The organism is Mesorhizobium intechi, assembly GCF_002879535.1.
Taxonomy (GTDB): Bacteria; Pseudomonadota; Alphaproteobacteria; order Rhizobiales; family Rhizobiaceae; genus Mesorhizobium; species Mesorhizobium intechi.
The window spans coordinates 1-13,842 of sequence record NZ_PNOT02000309.1 but is presented as its reverse complement, the minus strand read 5'-3'; the positions used below and the strand labels follow the sequence as shown (position 1 = coordinate 13,842).

General features: G+C 60.5%; 9 protein-coding genes and 6 pseudogenes. 6 read left to right on the top strand and 9 right to left on the bottom strand.

What is annotated here, in order from left to right; all coding sequences use genetic code 11:
• The 3 genes and pseudogenes from C1D09_RS26440 to C1D09_RS26430 form a co-directional block, all read left to right on the top strand.
• Positions 1-579, top strand: a 579-nt coding sequence (locus tag C1D09_RS26440; protein WP_143977004.1) for a CapA family protein, incomplete at its 5' end; no start/stop codon positions are given.
• A 406-nt stretch (positions 580-985) separates the two neighbouring features.
• Positions 986-1,771: a succinylglutamate desuccinylase/aspartoacylase family protein gene (locus C1D09_RS26435; protein ID WP_484177374.1), complete on the top strand. Its 786-nt coding sequence runs from the start codon at positions 986-988 to the stop codon at positions 1,769-1,771.
• A 103-nt stretch (positions 1,772-1,874) separates the two neighbouring features.
• Positions 1,875-2,163 (top strand): annotated as a pseudogene (locus C1D09_RS26430) (transposase); the annotation flags it as partial.
• Here the strand turns inward: C1D09_RS26430 and C1D09_RS34420 are convergent.
• Entirely contained in the window at positions 2,160-2,288 is a 129-nt protein-coding gene (locus C1D09_RS34420; RefSeq protein WP_425463431.1) for a hypothetical protein, read from the bottom strand. The pseudogene C1D09_RS26430 and the gene C1D09_RS34420 sit on opposite strands and share 4 nt — an antisense overlap.
• Positions 2,289-2,679: 391 nt before the next feature.
• Between C1D09_RS34420 and C1D09_RS26420 the strand changes: the two are divergent.
• Positions 2,680-2,889: pseudogene (locus C1D09_RS26420) on the top strand (IS66 family transposase); the annotation flags it as partial.
• Positions 2,890-3,009: 120 nt separating this feature from the next.
• On the opposite strand, the pseudogene C1D09_RS26415 reads toward C1D09_RS26420, so the two are convergent.
• From C1D09_RS26415 to C1D09_RS26385, 7 genes and pseudogenes are all read right to left on the bottom strand, one after another.
• A pseudogene (locus C1D09_RS26415) lies at positions 3,010-3,466 on the bottom strand (transposase); the annotation flags it as partial.
• 376 nt (positions 3,467-3,842) lie between these two features.
• Positions 3,843-5,042 carry an IS91 family transposase gene (locus C1D09_RS26410; RefSeq protein WP_143977003.1) on the bottom strand — a complete coding sequence of 400 codons (1,200 nt, stop codon included), beginning with the start codon at positions 5,040-5,042 and terminating at the stop codon, positions 3,843-3,845.
• An 11-nt stretch (positions 5,043-5,053) separates the two neighbouring features.
• Positions 5,054-5,935 (bottom strand): tyrosine-type recombinase/integrase, encoded by an 882-nt coding sequence (locus C1D09_RS26405; protein ID WP_167514762.1) that lies wholly within the window; start codon positions 5,933-5,935, stop codon positions 5,054-5,056.
• Positions 5,936-6,197: 262 nt separating this feature from the next.
• A pseudogene (locus C1D09_RS26400) lies at positions 6,198-7,186 on the bottom strand (tyrosine-type recombinase/integrase).
• A complete protein-coding gene (locus C1D09_RS26395) occupies positions 7,183-8,109 on the bottom strand; it encodes a tyrosine-type recombinase/integrase (protein WP_143977001.1) in 927 nt (308 codons plus the stop codon). The pseudogene C1D09_RS26400 and the gene C1D09_RS26395 overlap by 4 nt, the downstream one beginning before the upstream one ends.
• The gene (locus C1D09_RS26390; RefSeq protein WP_143977000.1) at positions 8,106-9,320 is read right to left on the bottom strand and encodes a site-specific integrase; all 1,215 of its coding nucleotides are present in this window, start codon (positions 9,318-9,320) and stop codon (positions 8,106-8,108) included. The genes C1D09_RS26395 and C1D09_RS26390 overlap by 4 nt, the downstream gene beginning before the upstream one ends.
• Positions 9,321-9,462: 142 nt before the next feature.
• Positions 9,463-9,707, bottom strand: a pseudogene (locus tag C1D09_RS26385) (transposase); the annotation flags it as partial.
• Positions 9,708-10,199: 492 nt separating this feature from the next.
• Here C1D09_RS26385 and C1D09_RS26380 point away from each other — a divergent pair.
• Positions 10,200-10,940 carry a methyltransferase domain-containing protein gene (locus tag C1D09_RS26380; protein ID WP_143976999.1) on the top strand — a complete coding sequence of 247 codons (741 nt, stop codon included), beginning with the start codon at positions 10,200-10,202 and terminating at the stop codon, positions 10,938-10,940.
• Between the two features lie 153 nt (positions 10,941-11,093).
• Here the strand turns inward: C1D09_RS26380 and C1D09_RS33885 are convergent.
• A pseudogene (locus C1D09_RS33885) lies at positions 11,094-11,765 on the bottom strand (integrase core domain-containing protein); the annotation flags it as partial.
• 979 nt (positions 11,766-12,744) lie between these two features.
• Here C1D09_RS33885 and C1D09_RS26365 point away from each other — a divergent pair.
• Positions 12,745-13,473: a LuxR family transcriptional regulator gene (locus tag C1D09_RS26365; RefSeq protein ID WP_143976996.1), complete on the top strand. Its 729-nt coding sequence runs from the start codon at positions 12,745-12,747 to the stop codon at positions 13,471-13,473.
• Positions 13,474-13,842: the final 369 nt, after the last annotated feature.

Genomic DNA, 13,842 nt, shown 5'->3' with positions numbered 1-13,842 from the left:
TGCATCGCGACGAACCACGGGCACGAGCCCGGGGAATGGTGCCAAGAGCCGCTTGAGTACGAGCAGTCGTTCGCTCGAAGGCTGATTGACTCGGGGGCAGACGCATACATCGTACACGGACCGCATATATTACGGGGCATTGAGATCTACAAAGGGCGCCCGATTTTTTATAGTTTAGGGAACTTCTTTTGCCAGGACCTCCGGAGCCCAGCCGGGGCCGACATGTTCGACCTATTCGGCAAGGACCCTCGGATCAATACGGATGCCGAGGTAACAATCGACCACTTGGCAAACGGATTCCCGACCGCAGAAGGGCGAGTAGGCCCCCAATCCGCCGCCATCTTTTACGAAAGCGTTGTCGCCATCAGCCGTTTTGAGCATAACCAGCTTGCTGAATTGAGACTTTATCCCATCGAGCTTCGTCGTTCGCAGCGGTTCGCCGACCGAGGTGTGCCGCGTCCAGCACCCGTACCGCTAGGAAGAGAAATCCTCAATCGTCTACAGGAGCTCTCAGCACCGTTTGGGACCAGAATCGACATTGAGAACGACGTCGGCGTCATAAAGCTTAAGCCACTGTGACTCGTATCCGAGGCGCGAGTTAGCAGCCATACCCCAAAAAAGGCGGCGGACATAACGGGTCGCGACAACTAGGTGATCAGCGCCAGCACGATGGAAATATCTGATGCTGGTTGTGGCGTTCATGCGACGAACGCGAGCGTAATCACGACAATAACAAGCGGGACAAAACAACTATGAGCAATGAGCCCCACCTTACATTTGATCCCGACAGGGCCGGCACGGGCAGGGGGCATCTTGTCGTCCCAAAGGAGATCTTTCGCTCCCGGTCGTTAGTCTGAATAAAGGAGAGGGACCACAGCTCCTAATCACCGGCGGATGTCACGGCGATGAATTGGAGGGGCCCCTTGTTGCGCGGCGACTTCTTTAGTGGCTGCCCGATGCGCAAACCTGTGGAACCATCGTCATCGTGCCGGAGCTCAACCCGCCCGCGGTGCAGGCCTGCAAGCGCAATACACCGATCGATGGATTGAATCTTAATCGAGTGTTTCCGGGCCGCGCCAATGGATCTATAACTGAACGCATCGCAGATGCAATTACGCGACTGTTGTTGCCAATGGCTGACACCATATTTGATTTGCACAGTTTTGGACCGGGGTGGGATTTTCCGCCGTCCAGTACGACCCTCTCCATTGCCGACCCAAATCTTATGCGGAAGACCCTCAAGATGACAGAGGATTTCAAATTGCCCATGGCTTTGCTCTGGGAACACCCTGAGGCCCCTGGAATGATTGATGTTTTAGCGCATAGCCAAGGCAAGGTTGTCGTCTGTCTGGAATTGGGGAGTGGAAATGTCAGCGCCGAAGCTCTCGCGGTTTACGATGCTGGAATGCGTAACGCCCTCATAGCGCTCGGGCTTATAGACGGAAAGGCCGAGCATCCTATGTTCCGTCAAAAGAAGTCGAGCCAGACACTTGAGACAAAACGCTCAAGCGACGTGCTAAAAGCACCTGTGCGGGGGCTCTTCGAGCCTCGTTGCGAAGCATTGGATGAAGTCAAACAGGGGGATGTGGTTGGGATCTTGCATCCTTGGGGTTCGTTTCCGGCCAACCCGATCGCCGTCCGCGCGCCTGCCACATCCATCATATACGCTGTTCGAACGGGTGCGTATGTTGAAGTCAACGAAGTTGTCGCGATGGTAGCGCGTCCACTAAATCGACCTCTAACGGAGGTCGTGTCCCAACTGGTAATGTAGCTTGCGTGCACGACGTAATGTAAGGCCGTATGTCCTCCTGCCGGTGAGGTGGCTCGCCCTACACTGCGCGTCCGAGGGTTGCTCGGGCGGGCCGAGCTCCAGACTGCGTGGGATCGATCTGATTGTCGCCGTGACGATCGCTCCCGAGGTCGGCGACGTGAGCCGTTTTGAGAGCCCTCGCCCATGGGCTATCTCGGCATCGTTCCCGGCGAGCGATCGACTGGAGAGACAGTCAGGCGTGGCGGCATCACCAAGACATGCAATGGCCGCGTTCGCCACATGCTGGTCGAGAGCGCCTGACCTATCGACATCCGCCTCGGATCGGTAAGGCGAAGCTGTACCGGTTGGAGCAGGCACCGCCGAAAGTCCGCGAGATCGCGTGGAAGGCTCAGGCTTCATAGGCGTCGAGCGCGGCCAGATGCACGACGACGTTCGGCAGCCGGGAAGGATCCGGGGCGGACAGTTCGCGCAACGCAGCCATGTCGGGCGATTGCCGTGCTTCGCTCGCGACGTCCAACTGATCGGCCAGTTCGCTTCGCAGCCGCGCTCGTGCGCGAGGGCGAGGAGTTCGACCATGATGCGGCAGGCCTGACGCTCCGGCAAGCGATCCACGAGCAAGTCGAAAGTTCGTCGATACGTGGCTGGTTTGAAGAAGGGCTGTGAAAACGAGCCGGGAATTGCTGGCGCGGCTGCAATCGGAATACCCGGAGAAATATCCCGATCCCCTGCGCACGCTGCAACGTCGCGATGGTGTTCGGCACAACTTCGTCAGCAGCGACCTTCCAAGCAATGACAGAGTGACGGATCGCGACCACGGGGGAACATCCTGGTGAGGCAGCGGCAGCGTTGCTCGGGAGCACTCCTCGGTGAGGCAATACGAGCTCTCACGTTGATTGCCGCGCTGCACCGCACGGCTAATCGAGGGTTGGGCTGCCGACCGAGGCGACTGCCGCCCAGGTCTGGTCTCCAAATATGCCGACCACCTGCCGCTTTACGGTCAGGCCCAGATCTACGCCAGGCAGAGCATCACTCGCGACCGTTCCACGCTCGCCGATTGGGTCGGCCGCGCCCCCTGGCACCTGCGTCCGGTGCATGAGCAGCTGCTTGGCAAGCTGAAGAGGTGTGTGTGTCTCTGTGTGTCAAGTTCTGCAAAAATGACGTGGCTTTCAGCGGTGACGTTGGCGCGTCCGCCGCGCAACCCCCGTGTTTAGCGGAGCGGCGGACATGGCGGCCGCGTCTCAGGCCGCCAATGCTCTCAGGTTCTCCTTCTTGTGCTCGCGCAAATGATCCATATTGAGGTAGCGGGTCGCCTCGAGCCAGTTCTCGTGGATCTCCACCGCCAGTGCCCGAACCAGCCGCAGACAGCTCTGCTGGCTGGGGAAGATGCGGACGACCAGGGTACGCCGCTTGACCTCCTGGTTCAGCCCGCTCCAGCATGTTCGTCGACTTCATGTGCTTGTGATGGGCAAGCGGCAGCCGATAGAAACTCAGCGTCTCCTCGATGCTGTCCACTACCCAGTTCACTAACTTCGAGTATTTGGCCTGCCATTTGGCGATCCACTGCGCCAGGTCGCGCTTGACCTCGGCTAGGTCGCGCCGGTCATAGAACCATCTGAGCTCCGTCAGGCAGTCGTCATCGACCTTGCGCGGCACATAATCGAGCGCGTTTCTGAGGAAATGGACGTTATGCCGACGTCGGCATAATGCAGAGCGTTTTCAGCTTGGCGTCGCGCAGAAAGGCGGTGGTGAGAGCGCGCTGCGGTGGATCGCGACGGTGAGCTAAAAACGTGTTGGACTAAGCCGCCGGCACGGGTGGCCGTTATGGGTTTTCAATTAGGGCCGCACCCATGAACAGGTATCGCATGACGGTGCGGATTCGGTCGCGGCCGCGGTGATTGAAGGCGTGGCATACGCCGAAAGCGGCACGGATATCGGTTCCGGCATGTGAGGATCGGCGCCGCGGCCTGCTTGGGACAGCTTGCCGGTGATGACGGCGCACACCTTTGCGGGACCGGTTCGGCTTCCAAGCGGGCCGGCGCGATGTGATGACAACGAAGGCGACGCCCCTGTTTCATGACGTATCCTGGTATGGCGGGCGTCCGGTGACGCCGTCGAAGATTTCGATGATGATCATCTGCCCGCGATGGCAGGCCGGGCATTGCCTGAGGGAATGCCCGGTGAGGTCCTCGTAGCGGTCGCGATAGTCCTTTGCGGATCGGCTGTCCGACGGCTCGGGAACTGGCATGCCGAGCAGGTCACGACAGTGGGCGAGCTTTTGCGCACGATAGCGATTGCCGAGAAAGCCGTAGTAGCGGATGCGATGGAAGCCCTCGGGCAGGACGTGCAACAAGAAGCGGCGAATGAACTCATCGACCGCGACGGTCATGACCTTCTGCCGACTGCCGTGCCGATAGTCCTTCCAGCGAAAGGCGACTTTGCCATCCTCGATGGCGACGAGGCGATTGTTGGAAATGGCGACGCGGTGGGTATAGCGGCCGACGTAGTCGAGGACCTGTTCGGGTCCGGCGAATGGCGGCTTTGCATAGACGACCCACTCGGCCTTTCGTAGCGGCGCCAAATAGCGCCGGAAGGCATCGCGCCCGCTCAGGTCCTGCAAGTCAGAGAAGAACTTCAACTGGCCGGCGTCGAAGGCTTTCTCCAGATGCTGCAGAAACAATCGTCGGAACAGGCGCGAGAGCACCCGGACGGGCAGGAAGAAGCCGGGCTTGCAGGCGATCCACCGATGGCCGTCGGCAGAAAGGCCGCCGCCTGGGACGACGCAATGCAGATGCGGATGATGAAGTAGGTTCTGGCCCCAGGTGTGCAGCACGGCGAAGAAGCCGATCTCGGCGCCCAGGTGCTTGGGATCGGCGGCGATGATGCACAGGGTCTCGGCGGTGGCGCGGAAGAGCAGGCCGTAGACAAGTGCCTTGTTCTGATAGGCAATGGCGGCAATGGGTTCCGGCAGCGTGAAGACGACGTGAAAGTATTGGGTGTCGAGAAGCTCGGCGCGACGATCCTCCAGCCATTGCGCGCGGGCCAGCGATTGGCAGCGAGGGCAATGCCTGTCGCGGCAGCTGTTGAAGGCGATGCGCCGGTGGCCGCATTGATCGCATGCTTCGACGTGCCCACCGAGTGCGGCGGTCCGGCACAATTCGATCGCCGTCATGACGCGGCGCTGGGCGGTCGACAGCGACGTGTCCTGCTGGGTACGATAGGCTTCGCCGTAGCAGCGGAAGATATCCGCCACTTCCGGCCCCGAGCGGGCCACTGCCGCGCCGCTCAGAAGTATTGCGGCTCGGCAGGCGGCGGCACGGTGGGCGCCGGGCGCGGCAAGAGCTCGAAGGGGCTCGACGTGGCGCACACCTTGTTGGTGGCAATCCGCAGGTAATGGGCGGTGGTCGCAAGGCTCCTGTGACCGAGCAGCAGTTGAATGGTGCGCACGTCGGCACCGGCCTCCAGTAGATGGACTGCGAAGGCGTGTCTCAAACTGTGTGGCGTGACCGGTTTGGACAATCCGAAGAGGACCTGCGCTTTCGCGCAGGCTTGTCCCACCGCACTCCTGGTGATCGGCTGGTCGGCACGATCGCCGGGGAAGAGCCATTCCTTCGGTCGCCGCATCTTCCAGTAATCGCGCAGAATCTCCAGCAGCTTGGGCGACAGCATCACATAGCGGTCCTTCTGACCTTTGCCCTGCTCGATGCGGATGACCATTCTCTGGCTGTCGATGTTCGTGGGCTTCAGCTGCACCGCTTCCGAAATACGCAAGCCGGCCGCGTAGCAAGTGGTTAGGATGGCGTGGTGTTTGACACTGAGGACGCAATCGAGGAACCGCTGAACTTCCTCGGGACTGAGGACGATCGGCAGCCTCTGCGGCTTCTTGGGAAGCGGCAGGACCTCTTCAGGCGCCCAGTCCCGCTCGAGCGTCACATTGTAGAGAAAGCGCAGCGCCGCAATGGCGGTGTGGATCGAGCCGGGCGACAGCTTCTTCTCGTTGGTCAGATAGACCTGATAGGTCCGAATATCCTCTCGCCCGAGCAAGTCCGGCGACTTGCTAAAATAGCGGGCGAACAGCGACACCTGTTGCAGATACGACAGCTGGGTGTTGAGCGCGAAGTTGCGCACCTGCATGTCCTCGCTCATGCGCTGGCGAAGTTGGGTAATGACAAACTCCTCCTTTGTCTGATGGAATGGGCTGCAAGCAGCCACTCCATGCTGACGCAGTCGGAGCTTGTTGTGGACACATGACCAGCGCGACAGAAGACGACGCGATCAATGCTACGCCGGCGGCACACACCCTCCTTGCCGCTCCGCAATCGCGGAGCGGGTTAGTCCAACGTGCATTATGCCGATGTCCGGATTATGCCGACCTTGGGGGTGGATGTCGGCTTCGGAGGCGGTGATCGCTGCGATGGGGTCGGCATAATCAGAGCGCCTCGAGGAAAGCGAGAAGCTTGTCGGGCGGTCTGTAGCGTCCTGGTGCCGTGTTGGCCGGCGTGGTTTTCGCCAGGGTGCGTTCTTTAAGCTCCAGATCGGCGTGCAAGTAGATGTGGGTGGTCTCGATCTGTTCGTGGCCAAGCCACAGCGCGATCACCGAGGTGTCGACGCCGGCACGCAGCAGTCGCATTGCCGCGGTATGACGCAAGGTGTGCAGTGTGACCCTTTTCCGCTGCAGCGACGGACAGTTTCTGGCAGCGATTTCGACATACCTCGCGAGCCGGTGCTCGAGAGCGTCGCGGCTGATCATCCTGCCGGTCTGTGTAGGGAAGAGGGGATCGGCCGGCTGCCCTGCACGTTCGGCCAGCCAGACGCGCAGCACGGCGGCCATGTTGGAAGTAAGGGGTGTGATCCGCTGCTTTCGCCCCTTTCCGATACAGCTGACATGAGCGCCGGAACCGAGATGGATATCGGCGCACTGAAGGCCGATCAGTTCGGACGCCCGCAGGCCGGTTTGGGCGGCGAGCCGAAGCAAGGCGTGGTCGCGCCGCCCGGTCCAGGTCGACCGCGCGGGGGCGGACAGCAATACATCGAGTTCCTCCTCCGTCAGGAACGTCACAAGCCGTCGCTCAAAACGCTTAGGCGGAATCGCGAGCACCCGTTCGATTGTCGCGGCGTACTCGGGGTAACGAAGGGCGGCGAACCGGAACAACGACCGGATTGCGGCAAGCCGCGCATTCCGGGTCCGCGCGCTGTTGCCTCGATGACGCTCGAGGTGATCGAGGAAGTCGCCGACACACGCGCATCGAGGTCGTTGAACTCCAGCCTGGAAGGCTCTGTGTCATGCCGCGCGGCGGCGAAGACCAGCATCAGCCGCAGGGTGTCCCGATAGGCGGCGAGCGTATGCGGGCTGGCTTGCCGCTGCCGGATCAGGCGGTCGGTGAAGAACGCCTGCAAGGTCGCGCTGAGGGCGGTCATGCGCCGCCTCCGATCCGTCGTTCCAGACGATCACCGGCCAGTTGCAGCAATTGCGGAGCCGCCGAGAGATACCAGTACGTCTTGCCCGGATCGACGTGACCGAGATAGGTCGACAGCAGGGCAAGCCGGCGCCCCGGGTCGCCGCCGTCGCGATAAGCATCAAGAAGCGTGCGAACGGCAAACGCGTGCCGCAGGTCGTGGAGCCGTGGTCGGCAACCTGCCGAGCGCGGGGCGATGCCGACGCGACAGACGAGCTTCTGGAATGTGTTTTGAACGTTCACATAGAGCAGCCTGGTGCCGGCCGGCGAGACGAACAGGGCGGGCGTGTTCGGCGGCCGGCGGGGTTGATCGCGCCGGCGCAGATAATTGCCGAGGGCCGCAACAGTGCTCGGATGTAACGCCAACTCGCGGGATTTTCCGGACTTTCCGCGCCGAATGGTGAGGCCGCCGCCGACCGCATCGAAGTCGTCGCGGTCCAGCCCGATCGCTTCTCCAACCCGCATTCCGGTCACGGCCAGCAAGCCGATCAGGGTCCGGTAGGTTGCTTCCCGATGCGGCGTGCGCAAGGCCGCGGTTGCCGTCATCAAGGCGATGACGTCCTCCTGCGAATAGAGGTAGGGCGTCGCTCGGCAAGATCGCCCCGGCAGCAGATCACACGGCGGCCCCTCGGTTGCCGGCTCGATCCCGCGCAGATGGATCGCAAAGCGGCGAACGACGGAAAGTCGCGCCGACATCCAGCTTCGATCGGCGCCTGCCGGCAGCATCGCCCAAGCGAGGGCCGTCTTGGTGGTCAGGTGGTCTTCGCCCTGCGCCTCGAGATAGGTGAGGAACTGGGCAAGAAGCTTCTCGGACCGAACAAGCGTGTAGCCGAGGGCGCGACGCATGGCCAGGTAATCGGCCAGGGCCTGGCGAAGGACGCTCATGCCACCTCTCCCGGCCAAGGGCGGGCGATCGTTCGCAGGGCTTCGCGATCAACCTTGGCATAGATCGCCGTTGTCAGGGCGCGGCGATGACGCAGGACCTGCCCGACCTCCGGTAGCGAGGCGCCGGCGCGCAACATCGCCGACGCCGCCGTATGGCGCAGGCGAAGGGCGTGGATCTGGCCGAGCCCGGCGCGGCAACCGGCGGCGGCCACGATCTGCGACACGCCAGCGCTTGTGAGGGCATTATGGGGCGCGCTGACGCGCACAAATACTGTTCGGCCTTGGGCGGTCCGGGGACGGCCGTAGCGCAGATAGGCCGCCACCGCTTCGCCGACATCGGCCGGCAAGGGAAGGCATTGGATGCAGCTTCCTTTGCCCCGTACGAGGATCTCACCGGTCCGCCAATCCAGGTCGTCAAGCTTGAGCTTGGCGACTTCCCCCGCCCGCAAGCCGAGACGAACCAACATGGTCAGGACCGCGAAGTCGCGGCAGCCGTTCGACGTATCGCGGCCGCAGGACATCAGCAGGCGCTGAACCTGGTCGCAATCCAGTCCCTTTGGCAACCCAGCCAATCGCCGACCGGCGACCGAGGGCACGTAAGCGGCAAGAGATCGCGCGATAAGACCCTCGACATGAAGGAATGTGAGCAGCGATCGCAGCGCCGTTACAGTCAGGCTTGCCGCGCCGCGGCTCAGCTGAGGGCAACGTGCCACGACAAAGGTGATGACGTCGGTCGCGGCCAAACCCGCAAGGTCCAAGGCACGCCCATCGGACGACAATCGATGACGCACAAAGGGGTGCACCATCCGGGCATAGACATCGGCGGTCGCTTTCCCCAAACCGCGCTCAATCGCCAGATAGCGTTGGTATCGTTCCAGCAGCTGATCTGCCGGATCGTCGGTTGCACGGGGCGACGGCGGCACCATGCCGCGAGACTGCAAATAGGCCAACAAGGGCCGCAATGCTTTGATCGAGCGGAGTTGCGGGCCAGCGGCACGACGGGTACGGACGAACCGATCGACCTCGCTCGCGCCCAGTCCCTCCACATCCATGCCTTCCAATGCGAGCCAGCGGCTCAATCGCGCCACCAGCCGCATCTGCTCGCGAGCGGAAAGCGGCGTATAGCCTTGTCGGGCGAGTTCGCCGGCAAACCCAGCCGCAAACGGGGCAAGCGGGCCCTGGACGCGAACGCGAAACGGATCGATTGACATGAAAGCATCCCCTTCTTTGGAAACAAGAAGAGGAGTTTGCACGATCCGTCAGACCGCCGGTGATTATGCCGACCCCATCGCAGCGATCACCGCCTCCGAAGCCGACATCCACCCCCAAAGTCGGCATAATCCGGACATCGGCATAATGCACGTAACAGCGCTGCCAGACTGCCTCAGGCAGGACTTCCCGGATCGCTGCCCTGAGCCCCGGATGATCGTCGGAGACGACGAACTCCACGCCGGCGAGCCCGCGCTGCTTGAGCCCTGCCACGAACTCGCGCCAGCCCGAATGGCTTTCACGGTTGGCCAGCGCGACACCGAGCACCTGGCGCCGGCCCTCCCAGTCGACCCCGATCGCCACAGCACCGCCTGGCTGGCGATCACGCCGGGGTATTGGCAACGGGCGCGTGGCGGTGCCGTTGGACGCAGGTCGAGCCGCTCAAGCAGGCGGTGCAACTCGGCGCAGTGCTGTCTGGCAGCGGCATTCCTGATATACGCGGGTCGGCGCTTGCATCTCTGCGTGTTTGCTTTGGCACGACTTTGTCGAACTCCAGTCATTGGGCAACGCGAAAACGGCTCGTCTCGAGACGAGGCGGCGAGGGTGTGGCACACTTTTGAGATGGCACAACTCTTGCTTTTCGAAGTGCGACATTGGGCCCAGCAACGGAGCCGTCGATGTACGTATCGACAATTTCGCTAGAGAGTTATCCTCGACCAGTTACTCGCGAGACGTCCGCGAGCGACATCGTTTCAAGTTTCTGCTGTTCGCGGAACAATTCTAGATCGAGGGGGAGGCAAGACGTATCCATGTACGGCTACGCAAACGATTAATTCTAAATCACGTAGACAATTCAAACGCCTATTATCCAGGAGGATAACATGTCTAATAAATATACCTATGGCGAAATTTACGCCCACGTCTATGAAGAATACGCTGCCGTGCAAGGGAAAGAGGCTGAGGTAGGCGAGACGGTCGCCTTTCTTAAGCAATATTGCAATGGAGGAAGCGCCCTTGAATTGGGTATAGGTAACGGTCGGGTGGCCATACCATTGAGCGAGCAGGGCGTCAATGTCGAAGGTATTGATAATTCATGCGAGATGCTGAAACTTGTTGCGAAACGCACCGATCTAATTAATGCTTGGCAGGGGGATATTGCACATTTCAGCTCAAAGCAACGCTACAATCTGGTGTATTGTGTCTATTTTACGTTCCCGCTACTTTTCACGCGCGAAGCGCAAATAGCTTGCCTGCGATCTGCCGCGGAGGCGCTAGATGATGAGGGAGCTTTGATCATAGAGTTATGGGTTCCAGATTTCAATCCCCGAGTCGCGGGCCAGCTAACTACAACGGCCCGGCTGGTGGATGATGAGAATACTATCATCGATGTGTCTGTGCACGATCCACTAAACCAGAACTTGATTTCAACAGTCCTCTGGTTTTCTGGTACGTCGATCAGACGGTTACCGCAACGCGTTCGCTACGTCTATCACCAGGAGCTCGATACCATGGCCGAATGCGCGGGGCTGGAGCTGAGGGAGCGGTGGGAAGATTGGTCGAGAAGTGCGTTCACCAAACGATCCGAACGTCACATCTCAGTCTACCGCAGAAGCGGTTCGTAGTCCAAAGACCTTCCGCGGCCGAAATTCTTAAATTAAGCGTCAGGTTGCGAGTGTCGCCTTGCATTCGTGGTGAGTATTCGCCGTTTGCATCCTGATGATCGACTTGCGTGTCAGATACAGGGTGGAGTTGGCCCTATTTGACCGGACAGTCGGCTATTGAGTTTGTGCTCGGATGAACTCCCTTGGGAAGCGCATTCTGAGCCCTGAATGAGGATGGTTTTCGTTGTAGTCCTCGAACCATCCGGCGATTTTGCCGAGTGCGGTGACCGCATCCGGCAAAGGATTGACGCGGGCATAGTCGGTTTGAAGGTTTTGACGAAGCTCTCGGATATGCCGTTCGACTGCGGCGCCGGCGAGCGGAGGGCGCCGAACTTGCTTTCGACAGCTTCCAGCATCATGTCCCGGATCATGATGTCGCTGATGCCCGATCCGACGACGGCATGCCATGCGATGATCTCGCGGTCGTGGGCATCGATGATGAAGGCGACCCTGATGATATCTCCGTTCCAGCAACCGACCTCGAAGCCATCGGAATTACCAGCGCAGGCTTGAGCGCATGACGATGACCTTGCCGTCATGGACGCGGCCGGTCCTGCGGCCCGTGTGCCTGGCAAGCAGCATGCTCTGGCGCATGATACCGAAGACGCGCTTCTGATTGACGGCCGGTTCGCCCGTCTTGGCGCGTTCCCTGTTCGTCAGGGCTGTGATGCGACGGTAGCCATAGGTCGGGCGTTCGTCGAGCAGGCGGCGAACCAGCTCCAAGAGCCCATCGTCGTCGGGTTTGCGATAAGGCCCGCGCGGCTTCACCAGGCGATGCACCTTGTCATAACCCTTCCCGCCGACAACAGAGGACACATTGCACAAGCTCAAACCCGCACGCACGCGGCGCCGATTGCGCTCGTCTTTAGCATCGGGGCACCATGCCAGCGCCTGGCCAGGCTAAAACACCGCCTAACGCCAGATGCGGCGAGAAAAGCGGGCTAGTTCTGCTGCGAAACTATGGTCATTTTTGCAGGAATGCTGCTTATACGGATGTATTGCGTCGTGACTCGTCGCTCCTGCAAGAATATTTTAACGCCATAAAGCCATCCACTCGGAGTCGCGGATGAGAGGCACAGCAACCACTGCGCTACAGGGCTCAAACGGCCGGACTTCTGCAAAGATCAGGGGAAACGCGCTTGGCACACTATGCCGGAAACACTTGCGGTGGCGGATCCTGCGGCCGAGAGGAGCTGCTCAGGGCAGCAGCCTGCGAAAGGCCCGATGCGACATGCCGTTTACCGCATTCTGCAGTGGCGCGATGAACTCACTCATTTTGCATGGATACATTCGACTTACACCAAACGTTCTCACACCAGGGTTCACTGACGCAATAAATTGGTTCGACCCAGCCGGTTTCATCCTGGCAAGGGATGTTCCCGTGTTCGCCGCGAACTGAACATCTGCGCGAAAAGACGTGTTAGGCGATCGAAGTCCACAGTCGTCCGTTTAAACTAAGGAGAAAATGTGTATCGAGCTTTCGACCGAATGGAGCCCTTCCCGTGGGCGGCCGAACTCGCAAGAGATTTCCTCAGATTGGGCTCGCAGCGTCTACAACGAGGCAGCGAATTTTGGGGAGTACCATCCCGATTAAGACGGGGCGGAAGATATATGCAAGCAGTTCACTTTGGGCTGAGGCCACTGACGCCGGCTGGCGCAGGCTGCGGCAATGCTCTCGCAAGGGCGTCATGGACCTCTTCCGCCCCGTCACCTTTCAAATGACACGCTGCCGGAGAGCCAAGGGAAGGAGCTGAAAAGGACGGAGATGCGTGCTGTCTTCGAGAGATTCTTGGAAAGGCTTTCAGAAAGCGTCGATGAGACTGATCTCCGTGGCGCCCTGGCCGATGTCGCCTCTGGACTCGATATGCTCACTTTTGCCTATCTCTCCTTTTCCCCGCGGTCTGATGGCAAACCCACGCTGATCTCGAATTATCCGGCGCCCTGGACAGCACGTTATCTTGAGAACCGGTATCAGAGTGTTGACCCGGTCATTGTGCGTGCACGCGGTGGCGGATGCCCGTTTCGATGGGGATCCGATCTGAGCGGCGAGGAGGCTGCAGGGGCTCAGGTTTTTGAAGAAGCGGCGCAGTTTGGTATCTGCTGCGGCATGACGATCCCGATTATCGACCGCCGAGGGAATTTTGCTGCGATAACCTTTGCCGCTGACAAGCCCGACGCTGTATTTTTCCGCGCCGCAGAACGCCACGACGAAGGTCTCCCGTACATCGCCACCTGTTTTCATATGTTCGTTCGCCGCAAACTATCCGCAGACCGAACGATCGATGGTGTCTCGCTGACGCCGCGCGAATACGAGTGCCTGCAGTGGGCAGCACAAGGCAAGTCCGATTGGGAGATCGGCTGCATCCTAGGGATCACGCAGCGCACGGCCGCCTTTCATCTCGGCAACGCTCGCCGGAAGCTTGGGGTGACGACCACCAGGCAGGCAATTGGGCGCCTGGCCCGTTCGGCTTCTTTCGGGTCACTGACAGATTAGCTTCACGTGCGCGGCGTTGAAGCGTTGCCTGTGGGCGCTCGAGTGCCTCGATGCCTTTTGTGCTTACGGCGAATTGCCTGCCCGCTTGTTCCGCCGAAAAAACGCAGCCCCCGTTGAACGTCGTTCTTCGGGGCCTCAACGGATCGCTGCCGGACCTTCGCATCGCGAGATCGCTGAAGTGCTAATCGGGAGGCTCGCCCACGTCGACTGGACGGATTCTGGCGATCAGCTCCGCGACCGCAACGGCGCGTCTCCCGGGCTATGCGTTCAGGAAAGGGACTATCGTGAGTTCTTTGCCTGAAAACGTGACAGCTCCAGCCGTGCGTCAGCCGCCGAACAGTTCTTTGTAGCCGGTCGTTACCATCCAGT

Excerpts from the sequence above, each read along its gene's own strand:
- C1D09_RS26395 (WP_143977001.1), bottom strand. The coding sequence starts at position 8,109 with ATGAGCGTCCTTCGCCAGGCCCTGGCCGATTACCTGGCCATGCGTCGC.
- C1D09_RS26390 (WP_143977000.1), bottom strand. The coding sequence starts at position 9,320 with ATGTCAATCGATCCGTTTCGCGTTCGCGTCCAGGGCCCGCTTGCCCCG.
- C1D09_RS26380 (WP_143976999.1), top strand. The coding sequence starts at position 10,200 with ATGTCTAATAAATATACCTATGGCGAAATTTACGCCCACGTCTATGAA.
- C1D09_RS26365 (WP_143976996.1), top strand. The coding sequence starts at position 12,745 with ATGCGTGCTGTCTTCGAGAGATTCTTGGAAAGGCTTTCAGAAAGCGTC.